This window comes from Arcicella rosea, from assembly GCF_040543805.1.
Lineage (GTDB): Bacteria > Bacteroidota > Bacteroidia > Cytophagales > Spirosomataceae > Arcicella > Arcicella rosea.
Window position 1 is genome coordinate 531,880 of record NZ_JBEUMS010000001.1, and the last position, 20,285, is coordinate 552,164.

At 34.5% G+C, this 20,285-nt stretch carries 21 protein-coding genes; 6 read left to right on the plus strand and 15 right to left on the minus strand.

Annotated elements, in window-relative coordinates; all coding sequences use genetic code 11:
• Positions 1-168 precede the first annotated feature (168 nt).
• Both murC and ABID42_RS02405 read left to right on the plus strand, forming a co-directional pair.
• Positions 169-1,545, plus strand: a complete 1,377-nt coding sequence (murC, locus tag ABID42_RS02400; protein WP_435521467.1) for a UDP-N-acetylmuramate--L-alanine ligase — start codon at positions 169-171, stop codon at positions 1,543-1,545.
• 423 nt (positions 1,546-1,968) lie between these two features.
• Positions 1,969-4,335 (plus strand): S9 family peptidase, encoded by a 2,367-nt coding sequence (locus ABID42_RS02405; protein WP_367282281.1) that lies wholly within the window; start codon positions 1,969-1,971, stop codon positions 4,333-4,335.
• A 95-nt stretch (positions 4,336-4,430) separates the two neighbouring features.
• On the opposite strand, the gene ABID42_RS02410 is transcribed toward ABID42_RS02405, so the two are convergent.
• The 12 genes from ABID42_RS02410 to ABID42_RS02465 form a co-directional block, all read right to left on the minus strand.
• Entirely contained in the window at positions 4,431-5,234 is an 804-nt protein-coding gene (locus ABID42_RS02410; RefSeq protein ID WP_367282282.1) for a Rossmann-fold NAD(P)-binding domain-containing protein, read from the minus strand.
• Complete coding sequence (gene nadD, locus ABID42_RS02415) at positions 5,231-5,803, minus strand: nicotinate (nicotinamide) nucleotide adenylyltransferase (RefSeq protein ID WP_367282283.1); 573 nt, start codon at positions 5,801-5,803, stop codon at positions 5,231-5,233. The genes ABID42_RS02410 and nadD overlap by 4 nt, the downstream gene beginning before the upstream one ends.
• 188 nt (positions 5,804-5,991) lie before the next feature.
• A complete protein-coding gene (gmk, locus tag ABID42_RS02420) occupies positions 5,992-6,567 on the minus strand; it encodes a guanylate kinase (RefSeq protein WP_323257427.1) in 576 nt (191 codons plus the stop codon).
• A 119-nt stretch (positions 6,568-6,686) separates the two neighbouring features.
• Positions 6,687-6,893 carry a phosphohydrolase gene (locus ABID42_RS02425; protein WP_229202765.1) on the minus strand — a complete coding sequence of 69 codons (207 nt, stop codon included), beginning with the start codon at positions 6,891-6,893 and terminating at the stop codon, positions 6,687-6,689.
• Between the two features lie 222 nt (positions 6,894-7,115).
• A complete protein-coding gene (locus ABID42_RS02430; RefSeq protein WP_184129601.1) occupies positions 7,116-7,733 on the minus strand; it encodes a sigma-70 family RNA polymerase sigma factor in 618 nt (205 codons plus the stop codon).
• A gap of 167 nt (positions 7,734-7,900) precedes the next feature.
• On the minus strand, positions 7,901-8,407 hold the full coding sequence (locus tag ABID42_RS02435) for a hypothetical protein (RefSeq protein ID WP_367282284.1): 507 nt from the start codon (positions 8,405-8,407) through the stop codon (positions 7,901-7,903).
• 52 nt (positions 8,408-8,459) lie between these two features.
• Positions 8,460-9,308, minus strand: coding sequence for a rod shape-determining protein MreC (gene mreC, locus ABID42_RS02440; protein WP_367282285.1), 849 nt, complete (start codon positions 9,306-9,308; stop codon positions 8,460-8,462).
• 118 nt (positions 9,309-9,426) lie between these two features.
• On the minus strand, positions 9,427-10,452 hold the full coding sequence (locus ABID42_RS02445; RefSeq protein WP_323257435.1) for a rod shape-determining protein: 1,026 nt from the start codon (positions 10,450-10,452) through the stop codon (positions 9,427-9,429).
• Positions 10,453-10,641: 189 nt separating this feature from the next.
• Entirely contained in the window at positions 10,642-11,301 is a 660-nt protein-coding gene (locus tag ABID42_RS02450; RefSeq protein ID WP_367282286.1) for a beta/alpha barrel domain-containing protein, read from the minus strand.
• Positions 11,302-11,308: 7 nt separating this feature from the next.
• Positions 11,309-12,316: a sugar kinase gene (locus tag ABID42_RS02455; RefSeq protein WP_323257439.1), complete on the minus strand. Its 1,008-nt coding sequence runs from the start codon at positions 12,314-12,316 to the stop codon at positions 11,309-11,311.
• A complete protein-coding gene (locus tag ABID42_RS02460) occupies positions 12,313-13,770 on the minus strand; it encodes a tagaturonate reductase (RefSeq protein WP_323257441.1) in 1,458 nt (485 codons plus the stop codon). Before ABID42_RS02460 ends, ABID42_RS02455 begins: the two co-directional genes overlap by 4 nt.
• A 169-nt stretch (positions 13,771-13,939) precedes the next feature.
• Positions 13,940-14,263 carry a DUF3467 domain-containing protein gene (locus ABID42_RS02465; RefSeq protein ID WP_184129586.1) on the minus strand — a complete coding sequence of 108 codons (324 nt, stop codon included), beginning with the start codon at positions 14,261-14,263 and terminating at the stop codon, positions 13,940-13,942.
• Positions 14,264-14,423: 160 nt separating this feature from the next.
• Between ABID42_RS02465 and ABID42_RS02470 the strand changes: the two genes are divergently transcribed.
• Positions 14,424-15,119, plus strand: coding sequence for a YjjG family noncanonical pyrimidine nucleotidase (locus tag ABID42_RS02470; RefSeq protein ID WP_367282287.1), 696 nt, complete (start codon positions 14,424-14,426; stop codon positions 15,117-15,119).
• 160 nt (positions 15,120-15,279) lie between these two features.
• On the opposite strand, the gene ABID42_RS02475 is transcribed toward ABID42_RS02470, so the two are convergent.
• Together ABID42_RS02475 and ABID42_RS02480 are read right to left on the minus strand one after the other, a co-directional pair.
• The gene (locus ABID42_RS02475; RefSeq protein ID WP_367282288.1) at positions 15,280-15,897 is read right to left on the minus strand and encodes an adenine nucleotide alpha hydrolase family protein; all 618 of its coding nucleotides are present in this window, start codon (positions 15,895-15,897) and stop codon (positions 15,280-15,282) included.
• Positions 15,898-15,956: 59 nt separating this feature from the next.
• Positions 15,957-16,259, minus strand: a complete 303-nt coding sequence (locus tag ABID42_RS02480; RefSeq protein WP_323257449.1) for a (2Fe-2S) ferredoxin domain-containing protein — start codon at positions 16,257-16,259, stop codon at positions 15,957-15,959.
• A 169-nt stretch (positions 16,260-16,428) separates the two neighbouring features.
• Here ABID42_RS02480 and ABID42_RS02485 point away from each other — a divergent pair, with 169 nt between their 5' ends.
• Together ABID42_RS02485 and ABID42_RS02490 are read left to right on the plus strand one after the other, a co-directional pair.
• The gene (locus tag ABID42_RS02485; RefSeq protein WP_367282289.1) at positions 16,429-17,310 is read left to right on the plus strand and encodes a fructosamine kinase family protein; all 882 of its coding nucleotides are present in this window, start codon (positions 16,429-16,431) and stop codon (positions 17,308-17,310) included.
• A gap of 136 nt (positions 17,311-17,446) precedes the next feature.
• On the plus strand, positions 17,447-18,733 hold the full coding sequence (locus ABID42_RS02490) for an O-acetylhomoserine aminocarboxypropyltransferase/cysteine synthase family protein (RefSeq protein ID WP_367282290.1): 1,287 nt from the start codon (positions 17,447-17,449) through the stop codon (positions 18,731-18,733).
• A 140-nt stretch (positions 18,734-18,873) separates the two neighbouring features.
• Here ABID42_RS02490 and ABID42_RS02495 read toward each other — a convergent pair whose 3' ends face one another.
• Positions 18,874-19,749, minus strand: coding sequence for an SDR family oxidoreductase (locus tag ABID42_RS02495; RefSeq protein WP_367282291.1), 876 nt, complete (start codon positions 19,747-19,749; stop codon positions 18,874-18,876).
• A gap of 160 nt (positions 19,750-19,909) precedes the next feature.
• On the opposite strand from ABID42_RS02495, the gene ABID42_RS02500 reads away from it, so the two are divergent.
• On the plus strand, positions 19,910-20,275 hold the full coding sequence (locus tag ABID42_RS02500; protein WP_323257457.1) for a winged helix-turn-helix transcriptional regulator: 366 nt from the start codon (positions 19,910-19,912) through the stop codon (positions 20,273-20,275).
• Positions 20,276-20,285: the final 10 nt, after the last annotated feature.

Here is a 20,285-nt window from a genome sequence, read left to right on the forward strand (position 1 = left end):
AATTTAAAGTTACTGATGATGGTAAGTCTTTGTAAAATGATTTTGTTTTCAAATTTTACATTTTTTTTGAAAATAATCTTTCAGAAGACTACAGCCACAAAAGCCTTTGGTAATAATTATAAAAAACTAAATATCTTTGCCATAATAGAAATTTAACCCTTGATGAAAGTGAATCTTAAAGCCCTAAAACACATTTATTTTCTTGGAATCGGTGGCATCGGTATGTCGGCAATTGCTCGTTGGTTTATTGCCAATGGCTATTCTTTGGCTGGTTATGATAAAACTGCTACTCCACTAACCAATGCTTTACAAGCTGAAGGAATTCCCGTTCACTTCTCAGATGATATTAATCTGATTCCCGCTGAATTTTTAGCTAGTAAAGAAGAAACACTTATTGTTTACACTCCTGCTATTCCGAAAGACCATCTTGAATTTAATTATTTAAAAGACAATGGTTTTACGTTGATGAAGCGTTCACAAGTATTGGGACTTTTAACCAAAAGCTTTTATACAATCGCCGTTTCGGGTACGCATGGCAAAACCACTACTTCTTCAATGGTTTCGCATATTCTAAAAAATGCAGGTAAAAATGTTACTGCTTTTTTAGGAGGAATCACCCAGAATTATGGCACAAATTTCTTGATTAATGAATCGCCAGAAGATGTAATTTGTGTGGTAGAAGCCGATGAATTCGACCGTTCTTTTCTTACTTTATATCCCAATTTAACCATAGTTACTTCTACCGATGCCGACCATTTAGACATTTATGGCGACCACGACCAATTACTGGAATCTTTCCAATTATTTGTCTCTCAACTGAAAGATGGCGGTAAATTATATCAGCGCAAAGGTTTGAATTTAGCAGGTTTCACCAACAATGAATCGACAGAGTATTCATTAAATGAAGGAGATTTCTATGCTAAAAATCTAAGAATTGAAAATGCTGAAATGATTTTTGATATTGTTTATCCAAATGGCATCATCAAAGATTGTACTTTATTAACACCCGGTTTTCATAATGTGGAAAACGCTTTAGCGGCTACAGCGGTGGCTTTAGAAGTAGGACTTAGTCCAGCGCAAATCAAAGATGGCATTTGTACTTTCGGAGGTGTAAAACGCAGATTTGAATACCATATTCGTTCAGAGAAAATTGTTTATATTGACGATTATGCACATCATCCTACCGAAATTCAAGCGTTTTTATCGTCTGTAAAAGCATTGTATCCACAACATAAATTAACGGTAGTTTTCCAACCGCATTTGTTTACTCGTACCCGTGATTTCCAAGAAGGCTTTGCTGAAAGTTTAAGTTTAGCCGACGATTTGATTTTACTAGATATTTATCCAGCCAGAGAATTGCCAATTGAAGGCGTTACTTCTGATATTATCTTCAATAAAGTAACTTCAGCAAGTAAAACACTTTGTAGCAAAGAAGCCGTATTAGACCTCCTCAAAGAAAAACAACCAGAATTAATAGTAAGTGTTGGGGCTGGCGATATTGATACTTTGATTCCTAAGATTAAAGAATGGGGATTGAGCTTGTAATGTTTTAAATTCCACTTTCCACAGCTTTGACAACTTTTAAAAAGTTGTCAAAGCTGAACCAATCAAAACCTACGCCACTACTAAAAAAACTTAATTCATAGAATATTCATTAATCAACTCCCTAACTACTCTTTTCCTCAACATATCATCATTTATCAAAATCATATAAGCCTTCATATAAATTACATCAACGTTTATATAATTTACATAAAGCTTGATATAATTTTGATAAAGTTTTATGTAAAAAGTATCAACGTTGATAGGCTACACATAAACCTTTATGTGTAAAGCATAAATGCTGATATAATTTGTATAAAGCTTTATGTAAATTATATCAAGCTTCATACTTTTTGCATCAATTGTTTTGTTTGCTTAGATTTGTTTTATCCCTAAAAACTATATTTACAGTAAAAAATCATCAACATGAAAAAAATCCTTACGTTAATTGCCATTACTTGCTTTTGTATGCAACTCAATGCCCAACATCTGAGTATCGAGCATATCATGCAAGACCCTAAATTTACCATTGGTGCTTTACCTTCTTCTATCAATTGGTCGGAAGATAGCCGAATGATTTACTTCAACTGGAATCCTTTCCGAAACAAGGCTGATTCTTTATACAGTGCTTCAGTTACTGAAAAAAAGCCTTTTAAAGTTCCTCCGCAAACTCGTAGAGCTTTGCCTTCTTTTAATGGTGTTTATAGTCGAGATTTCTCAAAAAAGATTTATACCAAAAATGGAGATTTGTTTTTACTAGACTGCAAAACAATGGCGGTTCGTCAGATTACCAATACTGTAGAGGCTGAAAGTAATCCTAGCTTTAATGGCAAAGAAAGTAAAATCATTTATAGCAAGGCAAGTAATTTATACAGCTTTAATCTTTCGACTGGTGAAACAGAACAATTAAGTAATTTCTTGACTGGCACTAAGAAAACGGAAACGAAAGCTAACGAACAAGAAAAATGGCTTAAGAAAGACCAATTGAGTCTTTTTGAAGTATTGAAAGAACGTGCCGATAAGAAAAAACAAGGAGAGGCAATTGCCAAAGAAGATTTGCCAAAACGTGCCAAAGAGATTTATATTGAAGATAAAAGAGTAGATATCCAGACTTTGAGTCCTGATGAAAATTATATTACTTATCGACTCACAAAATCGGCCACTGGGGCAAAAAATGCTGTAGTACCAAGTTATGTTACAGAATCTGGTTTCACAGAAGATTTACCTGCTAGAACAAAGGTGGGCGCTCCAATGCCTACTTATGAGTTTTGGGTTTATGACATTAAAAAAGATACAGCTTTACAAGTATCAACTAAAGAAATTGAGGGCATTGATGAACAGCCAGCTTATTTGAGTGAATACGCCAAAAAAGACACGACCAAGAATAAAAAAGTTGAAGCTAGAAAAGTAATTTTTAATGAACCGATTTGGTCGGAAGATGGAAAATACTGTGTGGTAGTAGTAAGAAGCCAAGACAATAAAGACCGTTGGATTTTAAAACTAGATGTTGCTACCAGAAAACTTAAAACCATCGACCGTCAAAGAGATGAAGCTTGGATTGGCGGTCCTGGGATTGGCTCTAATTTTAGTACAGGAAATATTGGCATTTTAGGCGATAATCAAACACTTTATTATCAATCAGAAGAAGATGGTTATTCTCATCTCTATGTTGCTAATTTAGCCACAGGTGCTAAAAAGCAATTAACCAAAGGGAAATTTGAAATTCAAAGTCTTCAATTATCAAAAGACAAACAGCATTTTTACTTTACTTCTAATGAAGAACATCCGGGCGAACAGCATTTTTATAGAATGGCTGTAACAGGTGGCGATAGAGTACGTTTAACGAAAATGACGGGCTCAAACCAAGTAGTACTTTCGCCTGATGAAACGAAATTGGCTTATTTGAATTCATACTCGAATCGTCCTTGGGAAGTATATATTCAGGATAATACAGTAAATGCTCCGCCTAGCCAGATTACGAAATCACAAAGCCAGCAGTTTAAAGAATACAAATGGCGTGAACCCGAAGTCATTACTTTTTCTGCCAAAGACGGTGCAGAAGTATATGCTCGTTTGTATGAAGGCAAAGGAGAAAAAGGCAAAAGACCAGCCGTAATTTTTGTACATGGTGCTGGTTATTTACAAAATGTGCATAAATGGTGGAGTCAGTATTTCCGTGAATATATGTTCCATAATATGTTAGTTGATAATGGCTATACTGTATTGGATATTGACTATCGTGGTTCTGCTGGTTATGGTAGAGATTGGCGTACAGGTATTTATCGTTTTATGGGTGGTAAAGATTTAACCGACCAAGTAGATGGTGCTAAATGGTTAGTAGAAACCCAAGGTGTTGACCCTAAAAAGATTGGGATTTATGGTGGCTCTTACGGCGGTTTTATTACATTAATGGCAATGTTTACTACGCCAGATGTGTTTGCAGCTGGTGCAGCATTAAGACCCGTAACAGATTGGGCAGCCTATAATCATCCTTACACAGCAAATATCTTGAATGAACCACAAACAGATTCAATTGCGTATCGTAAAAGTTCACCGATTTATTATGCTGATGGCTTAAAAGGCAATTTATTGATTTGTCACGGAATGGTTGATGTCAACGTACATTACCAAGATGCCGTGCGTTTAGCACAAAGATTAATCGAATTGAAAAAAGAGAATTGGGAATTAGCTTCTTATCCAATGGAAGATCACGGTTTTGTAGAACCAACATCATGGATGGATGAGTACAAAAGAATTTTCAAATTGTTTGAAACAACATTGAAGAAAAAATAATTTTGGGATTTCGGATGTCGGATTTCAGCTTTGGGTAATTTTAAAAAACTGAAATCCGATGTCTAATCATTCACTAACTCACAATTCACTAACTACTAAAATGAATATATAAAATCTAAAGGATTAGCATATTTAAACTGATAACCAGTTTTCTCAATTAGCTTTTGTGGACTGATGATTTTAAATGGAATGGCTTCTGTAGCTTCTTCAAAAATTGGGATGTCAAAACCATATTCTTTACAATTCTTTAGAAATACTGCTTCACGCACAGGATGCTCTGGCGAGACAACATTAAAAGTTTCTCCCCAAAAGCCTTTATCAAGTATCATTGAAATAATGCCAATTACATCATCTTGATGGATGTAATTCACAGGAATTTGTCCAGTATTGATGCGCTTTCCTGCAAAATACTTCGCCCCAATTCTTTCCACTCCCATCAAGCCTCCACAACGTAAAATAGTTGTTTGTACTTCAAGTGCTTTTAATAACTCTTCTACTTTTATCAAGGCAGAAGAAACTATTACTTCATCTTCTTCTGTGATTTCCCTATTCAAATCTGGATAGACAGACGTAGAAGAAGTATAAATGATGGATTGAATACTGGAATTTTTAATAGCAGGAATTAAAGATTGAATTTGTTGGATATGATAATCTTCACCATACTTGCCAGCACGAGGTGGAATACAAATAATTAATGTTTCTGATTGAAGAAATTCAGCAAGTTCTTCGCCTTCTACTACTGGAGAAAATTTCAATAGAAAAGGCTGAATGCCTACACTTTGAAGCAATGGAAATTTGGTTTCAGAAGTAGTAGAACCTTTTACTTCATGACCATGCTCTACTAAGTATTTGCCTAAAGGCAAACCTAACCAACCACAACCTAAAATACTTATTTTCATAGATAAAACTTTTTTCTCAAGATAAACTCTTCTACTGTTTCAGGAATCATGTAACTGATAGATTGTCCATTTTTCAAACATTCACGAATGAAAGTAGCTGAAATATCCAATAATGGAGCTTTGACTAAACGTACATTTGGATGATTTTCTAAATCACTTGCTTCTGAATTCGGACGTGGATAGACATATAAACCGAAATATTCTAAAATCTTATCGTGGTTTTTCCAATTCGGAAACTGAGCTAGATTATCGCCACCAATAATTAATTTGAATTCATGTTGCGGATACTTTTCTTGCAAACGAATGAGGGTATCAATCGTATAAGAAGGCTTGGGCATCGAAAACTCTATGTTGGTTACCTTAAATTTAGGATTATCAGCAATGGCTTTTTCAACCATATCCAAACGGTCGAATTCGTGCAATAAAGATTTATTTTTCTTGAAAGGATTCTGTGGAGAAACTACAAACCAGACTTGCTCTAAATCTGTAGTGGTTGCCATTACGTTAGCAACAATTAAATGCCCAATATGGATGGGATTGAAAGAACCAAAAAAGAGACCAATTTTCATATAGCTGTGAGCTATGAGCTGTAAGCTATGAGCTGTAAGCTATGAGCTGTAAGCTATGAGTTATGAGAAATGAGCTATGAGAATTAAGATAAAAGATTAATATTTTCTTTATTTTATCTTGCAAATCAAAACTCAAAGCTCAAAGCTCATTACTCAAAGCTTAATGCTCAAGGCTCAAAGCTTAAAGCCTAAAGCTTTTTCGTAAAATCATCAAACAGTTTTTGTGCTTTTCTAAAAGCTTCTGTTAAGTCATCATTTAGTAAAATGATGTCGAACCTGTCTTTAAAAGACATTTCAAAATTCATTTTAAATACTCTTTTCGAGATAGAATCTTCTGAATCAGTACCACGTTCACGCAAACGTTTTTCTAGTTCTTGTACACTTGGCACTTTTACAAAGATTGATAAAGCTCTGTCTTTATAATATTCTTTCAATTTCACGCCACCACGAACATCTACATCAAAAATGACATGTTTTCCAGAAGCCCAAAGGCGTTCAATTTCTGATTTCAGTGTACCATAATAAGCTCCAGGATATACTTCTTCCCACTCTACAAATTCATCATTATCAATTTTCGCTTTGAATTCATCGGGTGTCATGAAGTAATAATCTTTCCCATTTTCTTCGTTACGTCCACGTTTATCACGAGTACAAGCAGAAATAGAAAATCCAAGATTGTCATTATTGGCAAGCAAATGCTTTACAATAGTAGTTTTGCCCGAACCAGAAGGGGCTGAGAAGATAATAAGCTTTCCGTTTTCCAATTTTCAACAAGTAAGTAGGTACAAAATACCCTAATTAATTAAAAGTAAAAGGCTATTAAGTATATCGTAACAATCACGACGGACTTAATAACCTTTATCAAAAGAGCAAGCTAGCTCAATTACAATGCACTTATTTTCTTTTTGATACAATCAATCAAGCTTGAAGGAACGCATTTTTTTTCCAATTTCAATTGCATTGTTTCTTTGATACATTTCTCCAATTCATATCCTTTCTCACACGGCAAACACTTATCCATGTTTTGCTTAAATTGCGCTATTTGCTCGTCTGTTGCCTGACCATCCACAATTAACTGGACTAATTTCATACACTCAGATTGGTGCTCGCAGCTTGTCTTTTTTTGAATTTTTTCAACCTCGGAAACCATTATTCTATTGGATTAAGCAAATTTAATTTGGCGTTTTATTGGGGTTACTATTTGTGATAATCAAGTAGTTAATCAACAGGAAGGTTTATAAAAAAATTCCCTTATGTTTAAAAATAAAAAAAATATTCCTTTGAAAGTTCATTTTTTTATATCCATGACTACTTATTCTGCCATGCTGTCAGCATTTACGTCATAGCCTAATGATTTGGCATACGATTTCAATTTCTCTTTCAACAACATTCTGGCACGGTGCAAACGAGAACGGACCGTTCCGATTGGAATATCTAAAATCTTCGCCATTTCTTCATAGGTAAATCCTTCAACATCACAAAGGATAATCACCGTTCTAAAATCAACTGGCAAAGCATTTAAAGCGTTTGCAATTTCATCCCCAATTAAATCTTGAACTGTATCAGCTCTTAAATCTACTGTTTGGGTTGTTTCAGCGTCTTCTTCAGAATTATAAGTTGTTTCAACATCTTGATAATCAACTTTAGAAGGTTCTTTAGACTTCTTCCTAAAGTCGTTGATAAAACTATTCTTTAGGATTCTGAACAGCCATGCTTTGGCATTAGTTCCTTCAGCAAAAGAGTTGATGAATCTAAATGCTTTGAGATATGTGTCTTGGACAAGGTCGTTGGCATCATCTTCATCATTCGTTAGACGAAAGGCAAAGTTGTACATTGAGTCAATGTACGGCATAAACTCTTTTTCGAAAACTCTGTGTTTTTCTACTTCAGTATAGGTTTGAGTTATTTTAATTTCTTCTTGCTCGTCCATGGTTGCTGCTGAATATCACTTGATAAAAATAGAAAATGATACCTTCATTATCAAGTAATTTATTGAATCTACATTACATTGTTTTAGATAATTTTTTATAAACAAACAACTTGCCAAGCATGATTTTTATCATTTTACTGACAAAAAGGCACAATCATGATTGGTTACTAATCTTTTCTAAAAAATTGAATAATGACAATTACTAAGGTTGTAAAAATAGTGCTGGCAATTACTTTGGCTAGAATGGGTAGAATAAGTCCGAAATCTGAGGCTTCTAATGAAAAAAGTATAAAATGATGAACAAATGTCAAAATCGTTACATAAGATACAAACCAAGATAAACCCATTGATTTTAGACTAAGTACTTGGCGTTCGTCATAGCCTCTTTGTGGTACTAATAGTGCTAAAATGGGAGTACGAATATAAGCGATGAAAGTCATCGCAGCGGCATTTGCACCGATGGTATTATAAAAAATATCAATAAACATTCCAGCAATAAAGCCTAGAAACACTAGCTGTACTCTACTAATATCAAAAGGAAGTAGAATAACAGTGGCTACATAAACAAAACAAAATGCGTGATTAAGGAATACCAATTGTCTGACAAAGAAAATTTGCAACAAAAGATAAAAAATAAAAGTAAGTATTTGTGGAAAAATATTTCTTGGAGTCATTCTTAAATTAAATTGCCGAGTTTAAGCTATGCACAATTATTACAACAGTTTTTTATTTCTTTACTTCGCTGTCAGTACTTTCTAAAGCTCTCTGTTCTTTTTCAAGTTTATTATTAATTACATAAACATAAGAAAGTGTACTAAAATCAGTCGCCAATTTTACTTTAATGTCATGAAAAGTTTGATCGGGCTTTAAACCTACTTTACTGACATAACCGATTACGATGTTAGAAGGGAAAACATAGTTAAAGTCGGAAGTCATGATGGTATCCTTCACTCTAACATTTTTATATCTAGAAACATCAGTCATTTCAACAATAGAAGGATTTTTCCCATCCCACTTTACCGAACCAATTTCGTTATTACTTTTAACTTTTGCAGAAACGGTATATTCTGAATGAAGAATAGAAATTATTCTTGAATAGTGTTCTGAACAAGATTTAATTTTACCAACTACTCCTGTTGAAGAAATTACGCCCATTCCCGGAGCTAAACCATCCGCAGTACCTTTATCAATCGTAATATAATTATTGAATTGTGCTACTGAAAGATTTGTTACTTTGGCTACTGTAAACTTAAAACGAGCAGCCACAGCAGAATCTGCTTTATAAGTAATATTTGATAAACTTATTGGTGTTTGTTGGGCTTGTAATTTTCCTACCAATTCGTAGAGATGTTTGTTTTCAGCACTTAAATCATCATTAACTTTTCTAAGATTTGAATATTCAACAATTGAATTCGAAATATCTAATGCTTGTGCTGCATAATAATTGGTTGTGTTAAACATCACAGCACTTGGGTAATTATTGTATGAATAAAAAAACCACAGACTCAGTACCTCCAATAATGCAAACAGAATGAAGGCTCGTTTCCTAGAAATAAATTGGATTAACTGATACATTTGCTAAAAGAAGAATCTTGGAGTAATTGATTTTGGAAAAGTCTATAATGTAAAAATGAGTAAACGAAAGAACATAAAAATATCATTCTTTCATTTACTCATTTCTTAGCTTGATTAATTAAGAGATGAGAATGGGCTTGAAATGGTCAAGATGTTTTAGTACTTCACCTGTTCCACGTACAACAGCTCTTAATGGGTCATCCGCAATATGAATTGGCAATTTAGTTTTATTCGCCAAACGTTTATCTAAACCATGTAATAAAGCTCCACCACCTGTTAAATGAATACCATTGTGGTAAATATCGGCAGAAAGCTCAGGAGGAGAAACCTCTAGGGCTTTCATTACTGCTTCTTCAATTTTAGAAATTGATTTATCTAAAGCATAAGCAATTTCAGAATAAGTAACTTTAATTTCTTTTGGAATACCAGTCATTAAGTCACGTCCACGAATTTCATAATCTGCTGGTGGATTTTCTAATTCTGGCAAAGCCGAACCTACTTCAATTTTGATTAATTCTGCTGAACGTTCGCCAATCAATAAATTGTGTTCACGACGCATATAGTCAACTATATCACGAGTAAATACATCACCCGCAATACGCACTGAAGCTTCACATACAATTCCTGAAAGCGCAATTACTGCAATTTCAGTTGTACCACCACCAATATCCACAATCATTGAACCATTTGGTTGTTCAATATCTATTCCAATACCAATTGCCGCAGCAATGGGCTCGTGAATCATGTACACTTCTTTAGCCCCAGCATGTTCTGCTGAATCTTTTACCGCTCTTTTTTCAACCTCAGTAATTCCTGAAGGAATACAAATCACCATACGGTGAGAAGGCGTTAAAAAACGGTTTCCCGTATCAATCATTTTAATCATCCCCCGAATCATCAATTCGGCAGCCGTAAAATCGGCAATTACTCCGTCTTTTAAAGGACGAATGGTTTTGATATTCTCGTTGGTTTTTTCGTGCATCTGCATCGCCTTGTTACCAATCGCCAATACTTTATTGGTGGCTTTATCAAGGGCAATAATTGATGGTTCGTCAACCACAATTCTATCTTTATGGATAATTAACGTATTGGCAGTACCAAGGTCAATCGCAATGTCTGACGTCAGGAAATTGAATAATCCCATTTTATGATTTTGTTCTTTATATTAATATTTTTAATGACAGGTCTTGTGTAAAGTTAATCATTTAAAACCACCTGTTTTCAGATATTCTTGTAAAAGTACAAAATTAATGAGAATGTGAGAGATTACCTTAAAACCTTGAGGAAAAAATTTAGCAGGATTTAAAGATAAAAGGCAAAAGGAGAGAGTGACTTAGCTTTTTGAAATAATTCTTAGACTTTCTTTTACTGTATTTTCTATCCAAGTAAAATTGTTGCTTTCTAAAATTGCTTTAGGGAATAACTGTCCGCCCATTCCAACGAATTTGGATCCTGCATCTAGCCAAGTATTTAGACTTTCTTCATTGGGTTCAACGCCACCAGTGATCATCATTTCTACTTGGGGCATAACCGTTTTAACAGATTTGATAAAAGAAGGATTTAAAATATTTGCAGGAAAAATTTTAACAATATCTGCACCCAATAGATAGGCTTTATAAATTTCGTTGGGAGTAAGTACTCCTGGGAACCAAGCCATGTTATTTTTTTGACAAACCTGAGCTACTCCAGCATCCAATGTCGGCTGAACTATAAAATCTGCATCTAAGCTAACAAAGTATTCAGCATCTTCGGCATTATAAATAGTGCCAATACCAATTGCCATATCTGGGAAATCACTCCGAATGTATTTTACTAATGCGGCAAAAACTTTATCTGCACCAGCACCACGATTGGTATATTCAAAAACTCTGATTCCACCATCATAACAAGCTTTTACTACCGCTTTGCTCTTTTCAATTTCGGGATGATTGAAAAGTGGCATAATGGGTGTTTCATTAAGTTTGTCGTACAAAGTCTCTTTGGAAAATTTCATAGCTGTTTTATCTTCTTAATTTTCCACTTACATCGCCATTCATCACGGCTTCAATTTCTTTTACTGACGATAAATTAAAATCGCCTTCAATTGTATGTTTTAGTGCCGAAGCAGCTACACCAAATTCAATTGCTTTCTGTGTATTTTGATAAATGATTTCTCCATAAATGAAACCAGCCATAAAAGCATCACCTCCACCAATTCTATCAACAATATCTGGAATATTGATTTGCTTGGTTTCTAGCATTTCAAATCCGTTCCAACATTTTCCTACCAAAGTATTGTGCGAAGCTGAAATCTGTCCTCGTTTGGTTGTCAATATTTTTCTAAGCTTTGGAAAACGATCAGTAAGTTGTTGACAAACTGATTTGAAACTTTTCTTTTCGTCATTAGGCACAATACCAAACATATCTTCAGCATCGCCTTTACTACAAATAATTACATCGCAATTTTCAATCAATTCTGGCATTACTTCATTGGGTTTCTTGCCCCATTTCCATAAATTAGAACGATAGCCTACATCGGCAGAAACTTTTAACCCTAAGCGATTAGCTGTTTGTGCTGCCTCTAAGCAAGCTTGAGCTGCACTTGCTGAAATAGCAGGAGTAATACCCGTGAAATGAAACCATTGGGCATCTTTTAGAATATTCTCCCAATCAAATTCAGCAGGATTCAGTGTGGCAAAAGATGAATTAGCTCGGTCATAAATTACTTTACTTGGACGCATCGCTGCTCCTTGTTCTACAAAATAAATACCGATACGGTCGCCTCCAAGTGCTACATCTTGCATACTCAATCCGTACTTCCGATAAGTATTGATAGCGGCTACACCCAAATCATTATCAGGGAAACGAGTAACGTGGCTCGCTGGAATACCCATAATAGCCAATGAGGACGAAACATTTGCTTCGCCCCCACCAAAATTAATATCAAAACTTGTCGACTGTTGAAAGCGAGCATGATTGGGCGTACTAAGCCTCATCATAATCTCACCGAAAGTGACTACTTTTTTCATAAATATTTTCTTACTGCATCAGAAAACCCTTCTAATTGTGTTAAGTCTTCTCCCCACAAACTTCTGTTGGATAATACTTTATCTAAATCAAAATTTTCCCAAGCTTCATAAAAGTACGGAGCAAAATTACAATTGATTGGATAATACTCACCATTTGATTCTCCAAAATAATTCCCATTCACTTCTTTTTCTGCCTTCATGAATTGTAAATATGCCGCAAAACCCATTGCAAACAATTCTGGTGCTTTTCCAAATTCACGATAGTATTGCAAAAGGATAGGAATATTACGCATCTTCATTTTAGCAGTGTATTGCACCGTAATATCTAATAATTTATGTTGCAAGAATGGATTACGGAAACGGTCTAAAACCATTCTACCGAAACGGTCTTTCACTTTAGGATCTATTTTATAAGGAATGGCTAAAGAAACTTCGCCCAACATCATATTGGTGATAATTTTACTTAAATAGCTATTACTCATTACATCTTTCACCAAACGGAAACCTAATAAATAAGCCATTCCGCAGGTTAAAGTATGGGTTCCGTTAAGCATTCTTAACTTTAATTCACGATATACTTCGATGTCTCTTTCGATGATAACACCTGAATCTGCACTTGCGAAAGATAAAACTTTACGGATTTTCTCGTCGCCTTGAATTGCCCATAAACGATAAACCTCAGAAAGTATCATCAAATCATCTTGATACGAGAATTTCTTTTCCAATTCTTCACAAATTTCTTTGTCTGGTTTTCCCGGTACAATTCTATCTACTAATGAATTACAGAATGAATTATGGTTTTCAAGCCATTCGATAAATTCTGGTTCAAGTCCGTTACGATGTGCTTGTTCTAATACAATTTCTTGTAGTTTATCTCCATTCCCAACAATTAATTCAGTCGGAATAATCACCATTCCACTTTTTGCAGAACCTTTAAACTCTTTCCAACGCTCGTATAAAAAGGCTAATAGTTTTACTGGGAATGATTGTGGAGGAGTATTTGTGATTTTATCATTTTCTACTAGAGCAATACCAACTTCTGTTGTGTTAGAAATGATTACTTGCATTTCAGGATTTTTCGCACAAGCTAGGATTTCATTCCATTGTGAACGAGCTGAAATAGTACGAGAGATTGAAGCATTAATGATATATTCTTCAACGGGTTGTCCATTTTCTAAACCTTTTACAGCATGTGTAAAAAGCCCGTCTTGTTCGTTGAAATCGTCAGTGCCACCTTTGTCTGTAGATTTAACCACCACTATACGACCATTGAACACTCCCTTTTTGTTAGCCTTATCAATAAAATAATCGCAAAGTCCTCTCAATAATACTCCAGTACCAAATTGAAGTACTTTCTCTGGAAGTTCAAAAATTTTATCGTTAGGTAATTCAACAAGTTTACTCAAGTTTTCAGCATTCGACGCTAAATATTCTCTGGTCAGTTTTTGATTCATTGTATCACAATATTTAATTATTTATATATTTTAAAGCCTCAAAGTACTTACTATCTACTCATTATTGTCTTAACAATAAAGCGTAAATCAAGCAAATAGACCATAATCTATTACTCATTTTACGCTTTATTGATGAAAATGCTAAAAATTGTGTTGCTTATACTTTAATCTAAGCTTCTCCTATTGGACCACGATAATTTGTTGGAAAATGGAATCCGTCTTGGTTTTTATCGTCTGTTATTGGGCCATAAGCCTCTTCGTATTTTTGAATATTCTCTTTTAAAGCATTCAAAAGACGATACACATGGTCGGGGGTAAGAATTACTCTTGACTTTACTCTTGCTTTTGGTATTCCGGGCATCATTTTGATAAAATCAATCACAAATTCACTTTGAGAGTGTGCAATCATCGCCAGATTCACGTATTCTCCTTCTGCCATTGCTTCGGTTAATTCTACATTTATCTGGTTTTCTTCAGTGGGTTGACTAGCCATTTTATAGTTCAATTAGATTTCTTGAAATTGTTTTTTACAGACTATGAATTTATACAAAAGAATATCTTATTGCAAATTAATTCAGGTTTTATCCTTCAAAACAAAATGCTTAGTACTTTGTTTCAAAGATTTACCTCAGCATATTTGTATAAAAATCCTTATGTACAAACATCTTTTTTTCGACCTTGACCATACGCTTTGGGATCATAATACCAATTCTAAACAAGCTTTAGACGAAGTATATCAACACTTCGATTTACATACTTATGGCATTCCTTCTTCGCATCAGTTTTACTTAAAATTCAACGAAATCAACCATCGATTATGGGATTTGTATGAACAAGGAAAAATAGCTCAACCCGAATTACGCCACAATCGTTTTAGAATGATTTTTTCTGAATTAGGCTGTTATGATTATTCGCTTTGTGATAAAATTTCGGATAATTATATCAACATTTCAGTTCGCAAACCTAATTTATTACCGAACGCCAAATCTGTTTTAGATTACCTTTTTCCAAAGTATCCATTGCATATTATTACGAACGGTTTTATGGAAGTACAAGATATTAAAATGACTTCTGGCGGAATTAAACACTATTTCCGAGAAATCGTTACTTTTCAAAATTCAGGATTCAAAAAGCCAGAAGTGGGTATTTTTGAATATGCTTTAGATTTGGTTGGAGCAAAACCTCATGAATGTATCATGATTGGCGATAGTTTTCAAAGTGATATTGTGGGTGCTACTAAAGCTGGAATTGATACGGTTTTTTTTAATCCAGACGGCAGAAAACAAGATATTACTTTACAACCCAAACATGAAGTGCGGGATTTGATTGAGTTAAAGGGGATTCTTTAGTTGGGACTGGAGGACTTTAGGACTTGAAGATTTTGGATTTTTAGATACAAGAAGCAAGAGACAAGACTTTAGAACTGGAAGACTTTAGACTTTTGAGGTTTTGTTTTTTATTTTTAATGAATAGATTTTTTTTGCCTACCGCTTACCGCATATAGCCATCTTAAAACAACGACAACTGATTACTGTCTCCTTTTTTATCAAAAATCTTTTTGTCTTTGATTAATTTTCTGTGCTGTTCAAGGAATGCTACGAAAGCGTCTATTTGTCGGTAGAGTGGTGTAAAATCGTAAGTTTTGATGTTGTATCGTTCTTGATATACGTCTTCAAAATCAGTGATGATATAATCTAAGGTTTTTACGCCCCATTTTTGCAAGCCTAATAAGTACAAATTCTGATGATTCAACGCAAAACGATTGGGTTCATAAAGTCTGGTCGATTTTAAATCAACGGCACGGTCGCCTCCGACTAAATCTACAAAACCGTAAATCAAGCAATTTTTATACTTGGCTTCTGTGTAAAACTGTGTTTTGTATTTGGCTGGTAAAAATTCACGAGCTTTTTCGATGATTTTTTCACCAAATAATTCTTCATTTTCTCCCGTCACTACTGCTTTTTCAAAATCAATACCTTTTTGTTGGGCTTCGGTAGTTGGCTTTTTTACTCTGTTAATCCTATCAATTATTTCCCACAAATCCACCAAAATATTACCCTGAGCATCCAATACTTGTTGCTCATACAAAACAAATGAATTGATTAATGTGGGATAAATTCTGTACATTTTGTTTTTGATTGTTAATTTGAAACGGAAAAATCCGTTTCAAATTAATGGAAATAATGTTAAGCTATTACCAAACGTTCAACCGCTTGGTCACCAATTAAATGACTTTCTACGATTTCTTCAACATCTGACAATTGAACATTGCCGTAAAATACTCCTTCTGGATAAACCACTAAACCTGGACCAAAAGCACAAACATCTAAACAACCTGTTTTTTGTGCTCTGATTTCTGACAACAATCCTTTTTCTTTTAAAGATGCTTTGAAAGCATCAACCAATGCGCTTCCTCTTTCTGAGCCACAACATTTTTTGGGTGCATCTTTCTGATTCGTACAAATAAAAACGTGTTTCTTGTATTTCATTTTGTTTTTTAATTTTCGCTGATAACTGCTGAAATGAATTTCAACAATTTGTTTTTGATAAAATCGTTCAATCCATGCAATTTAACGGTTTTCTCGTAATTTTGGAATAAACCCAAGAAGACAGGAGATAAATAAATCCTAATCGACACATTTTGCAATCAATATTTGTATGACTTTTCAGACGCAAGAACAATATCAGTTTATCGAAAGTATTCTTTTTGAAAACTTAGGACATCATCCAGAAGTACTTGATTTTCAGTTTTTTTATGGCGGAAACTTTAATCTTGCTGTAAAAGTAAAAGTTGCCGAAGGCGATTATTTTATTAAATGGAATCAAGGCGACCACGATGGCATGTTTGAATCGGAAGCGAAAAGCTTACAAACTTTGCGTGATAAGGACGTACTTTCAATTCCAGAAGTAATCAATTATGGAAAGATTTTGGATAAAGAATATTTGATGATTGAATTCTTGACGGCAAGTTATAAACAAGAAAATTATTGGCAAGATTTCGGTCAAAAACTTGCTAAACTTCATACACATACACACCACAGTCACGGCTTAGATTTTAATAATTATATTGGTGCTTTACGCCAAAATAATGAATGGATGGAAGATGGTGTTCAGTTTTTCATTGAAAAAAGATTGAAAGTACAAGCTGGTTTAGCCCTTTACGACCGCAAGATTTCACAAGAATTATACGATAAATTTCAAACACTTTTCGAGAAAATACCAAACCTAATACCAAACGAAAAGCCAGCTTTACTTCATGGCGATTTATGGTCGGGAAATGTAATGACAGATAGCAAAGGTTTGGTAGCCTTGGTTGACCCAGCTTGTTATTACGGTTTGCGAGAAGCAGAATTAGCATTTACCACCATGTTTGGCGGTTTTGAACCTGTTTTTTATGAAGCCTACCACGAAGTATATCCTATCGAAAATGGTTTTGGAGACCGTATTCCGCTTTATAATTTATATCCATTAATGGTTCATGTTAATCTTTTTGGTGGTGGATATTTAGATGCCGTTGAGAAAATTCTGAAGAAGTATTAATGATAACTTACTGATTTACTTACTATTAAATATTTTTCTAAAATTTTACAACCTTAATATTTACACATTAAATTAAAATTATAACTTTGTCTATCGAATTTATAGAATTTATTAAATCTAATTAACAAACAATCTCATGAAATTTGAAACACTCCAATTGCACGCTGGGCAAGAAATCGACCCTACAACTAATTCACGTGCAGTACCTATTTATCAAACTACTGCTTATCAGTTCAACAATGCAGAACACGGAGCCAACCTCTTTGCCTTGAAAGAATTTGGGAATATTTATACCCGAATCATGAATCCAACAAGTGATGTTTTTGAAAAACGCTTAGCAGCATTAGAAGGTGGTGTAGCGGCTTTAGCCGTAGCTTCTGGGCATGCGGCACAGTTTATCGCTATCAACAATATCACGACGGTTGGCGATAACTTTATCACTACTTCGTTTTTATACGGTGGTTCGTATAATCAATTCAAAAATTCATTTAAAAATATTGGTGTTGAAGCTCGTTTTGCTGATGGCGACGATGTTTCTTCTTTTGAAGCCTTGATTGATGATAAAACCAAAGCGATTTATCTGGAAACTATCGGGAATCCAAGTTTCAGTATTCCTGATTTTGAAGCCTTTGCTGAATTAGCTAAAAAATACGATTTACCAATTATTGTGGATAATACTTTCGGAGCGGGCGGAGCAATTGCTCAACCTATCAAACATGGCGCACATATTATTGTTGAATCGGCTACCAAATGGATTGGCGGACATGGTACAACAATGGGTGGAGTAATTGTAGATGCGGGTACTTTCAACTGGGGAAATGGAAAATATCCGCAGTTTACCGAGCCATCTCCAAGTTATCACGGATTGGTCTTGAACGATGTTTTTGGTATCGGCGGACCTTTCGGAAATATTCAATTTATCATTCGTGCCAGAGTAGAAGGTTTACGTGATTGGGGTCCAGCACAAAGTCCGTTTAATTCTTTCTTGTTGCTACAAGGTTTAGAAACGTTGACTTTAAGAGTAGAAAGAATTGGCGAAAATGCACTTGCTCTTACAAATTGGTTATCAGAACATCCAGAAGTAGAAGCTGTAAATTATCCAGGTTTAACAAGTAGTCCATATCACGAATTAGCGAAAAAATACCTTACTCGTGGTTTTGGAGGAGTGTTCTCATTCAAACTAAAAGGTGATAAAGCAAAAGCTGAAAAATTTGTAAATAGCTTAAAATTAATTAGTCACTTGGCAAATGTGGGCGATGCTAAGACCTTGATTATTCATCCAGCATCCACAACACACTCACAACTTTCGGAAGCTGAACAAATTTCAGCGGGAGTTGAACCTACTTTATTAAGAATTTCGGTAGGTATCGAACATATCGACGATTTAAAAGAAGATATTGAACAAGCTTTGGCGGCTTTGTAGGTTTTCAGCTTTGAGCCGTGAGCTTTGAGCTTTCAGTTTTCAGTTTTCAGTTTTTTTAAAACATAAAAACCCGTTGTTGAAAATTTCGACAATGGGTTTTTACATTAATTTTCAATTTGACACATCTTCAAATTTTCAAATTACTTTCCATAAACTCCTTGTAAGAAAGTTTCAGCATCTACTGGAGTTCTTCCTAATAAATCAGCTAAATCTGAGCTTACTTCATCAAATTCTCCTTCTTTAATTGCTCCACTAAAACCCGCAAACAAACCAATATATTCAGCAGGAACGCCTACTTCTGTAAGTGTTTTTGTAAATTCCTCCACACTTGGTGAAACATATACAATTTGCTTTCCTGTGATTTCTGAAATAATGTTAGCTATGTCTTGATACGAATAAGTTTTCGCACCAGTAATATCATAGATTTTATTTTCGTGTCCTTCGCTTGTCAACACGTTTGCGCCAGCTTCTGCCATGTCTGTACGCAAAGCAAATGCTGTTTTTCCATCACCAGCAGGTTGATAAATTACGCCTGTTTCAAGTACTTGTTCGCCCACAAACATTGGCAATAAATCTGTATATAAACCGTGTTTCAAAATGGTATAAGTAAGTCCTGATGCCTTCAACCACTCCTCTGTTTTTAAGTGACCTTCTGCTACAAAGGCAATTGGAGATGTCGCAGTTTCATTTTTACGTTGGAAACTCGTATAAACTACATGTTTTACACCAGCAGCAACGGCTGCTTTTACTACATTTTCTTGTTGAGGAATTCTATTATGAATATCATTTCCTGAAACAAAATACAATTTATCAATTCCTTGAAATGCAGCTACTAATGAATCAAAATCACTATAATCACCCACAAGAACACTTACTCCTTTTTCTTTCAAAGTTTCTACTTTAGCGGCATCTCTTACCAATACTGCAATGTTTGAAGCCTCTGTTTTGGCTAATAAAGCATTTACAACTGCACTTCCTAATCCGCCAGTTGCTCCTGTTACTAATATCTTACTCATTTCTTTAATTGTTTATTTTGAATATCCTTTTGCAAACTAAAAGTAATTAAGTTACTTTTGGTAAGTCAAAGGTATAGACTAAGTATTTATCTATCAAGAAGGTACGAAAAAGTGCGATACTTACTTTGATGTTAGTATTACTGATAATCAATCAATTAAAATGGATAAAATCTTAGATAATTTTACAATTTCGCCAAATTGTCCTGTTAGGAATGTATTAGATAGGTTTGGTGATAAATGGTCGATACTTGTTTTGATGGTTTTAGGACAAACTGGTACGATGCGTTTTAATGAAATTCATAAAACGATTGGGGATGTTTCACAAAAAATGCTGACGGTTACTTTAAGGTCTTTGGAAGCAGATGGTTTAATTTCAAGAGAAGTATTTCCTGAAATTCCGCCAAGAGTAGAATATCAATTAACGCATTTAGGTTTTAGTCTTGTGCCTCATATCAATAGTTTGGCAACTTGGGCAAATGAGCATTTACCAGAAATCAGAACTTCGAGAGAGAAATTTAAGGTTTAGCTATTAGCTT

Bases quoted from the DNA above. Each gene is read 5' to 3' on its own strand.
- ABID42_RS02475 (WP_367282288.1), bottom strand. From the start codon at position 15,897: ATGTACAGAATTTATCCCACATTAATCAATTCATTTGTTTTGTATGAG.
- ABID42_RS02495 (WP_367282291.1), bottom strand. From the start codon at position 19,749: ATGAGTAAGATATTAGTAACAGGAGCAACTGGCGGATTAGGAAGTGCA.
- ABID42_RS02405 (WP_367282281.1), top strand. From the start codon at position 1,969: ATGAAAAAAATCCTTACGTTAATTGCCATTACTTGCTTTTGTATGCAA.
- ABID42_RS02500 (WP_323257457.1), top strand. From the start codon at position 19,910: ATGGATAAAATCTTAGATAATTTTACAATTTCGCCAAATTGTCCTGTT.
- ABID42_RS02470 (WP_367282287.1), top strand. From the start codon at position 14,424: ATGTACAAACATCTTTTTTTCGACCTTGACCATACGCTTTGGGATCAT.
- ABID42_RS02460 (WP_323257441.1), bottom strand. From the start codon at position 13,770: ATGAATCAAAAACTGACCAGAGAATATTTAGCGTCGAATGCTGAAAAC.
- ABID42_RS02480 (WP_323257449.1), bottom strand. From the start codon at position 16,259: ATGAAATACAAGAAACACGTTTTTATTTGTACGAATCAGAAAGATGCA.
- ABID42_RS02490 (WP_367282290.1), top strand. From the start codon at position 17,447: ATGAAATTTGAAACACTCCAATTGCACGCTGGGCAAGAAATCGACCCT.
- ABID42_RS02450 (WP_367282286.1), bottom strand. From the start codon at position 11,301: ATGAAATTTTCCAAAGAGACTTTGTACGACAAACTTAATGAAACACCC.
- ABID42_RS02485 (WP_367282289.1), top strand. From the start codon at position 16,429: ATGACTTTTCAGACGCAAGAACAATATCAGTTTATCGAAAGTATTCTT.
- ABID42_RS02430 (WP_184129601.1), bottom strand. From the start codon at position 7,733: ATGGACGAGCAAGAAGAAATTAAAATAACTCAAACCTATACTGAAGTA.
- ABID42_RS02435 (WP_367282284.1), bottom strand. From the start codon at position 8,407: ATGACTCCAAGAAATATTTTTCCACAAATACTTACTTTTATTTTTTAT.
- mreC (WP_367282285.1), bottom strand. From the start codon at position 9,308: ATGTATCAGTTAATCCAATTTATTTCTAGGAAACGAGCCTTCATTCTG.
- ABID42_RS02410 (WP_367282282.1), bottom strand. From the start codon at position 5,234: ATGAAAATAAGTATTTTAGGTTGTGGTTGGTTAGGTTTGCCTTTAGGC.
- ABID42_RS02465 (WP_184129586.1), bottom strand. From the start codon at position 14,263: ATGGCTAGTCAACCCACTGAAGAAAACCAGATAAATGTAGAATTAACC.
- ABID42_RS02445 (WP_323257435.1), bottom strand. From the start codon at position 10,452: ATGGGATTATTCAATTTCCTGACGTCAGACATTGCGATTGACCTTGGT.
- ABID42_RS02455 (WP_323257439.1), bottom strand. From the start codon at position 12,316: ATGAAAAAAGTAGTCACTTTCGGTGAGATTATGATGAGGCTTAGTACG.
- ABID42_RS02425 (WP_229202765.1), bottom strand. From the start codon at position 6,893: ATGAAATTAGTCCAGTTAATTGTGGATGGTCAGGCAACAGACGAGCAA.
- nadD (WP_367282283.1), bottom strand. From the start codon at position 5,803: ATGAAAATTGGTCTCTTTTTTGGTTCTTTCAATCCCATCCATATTGGG.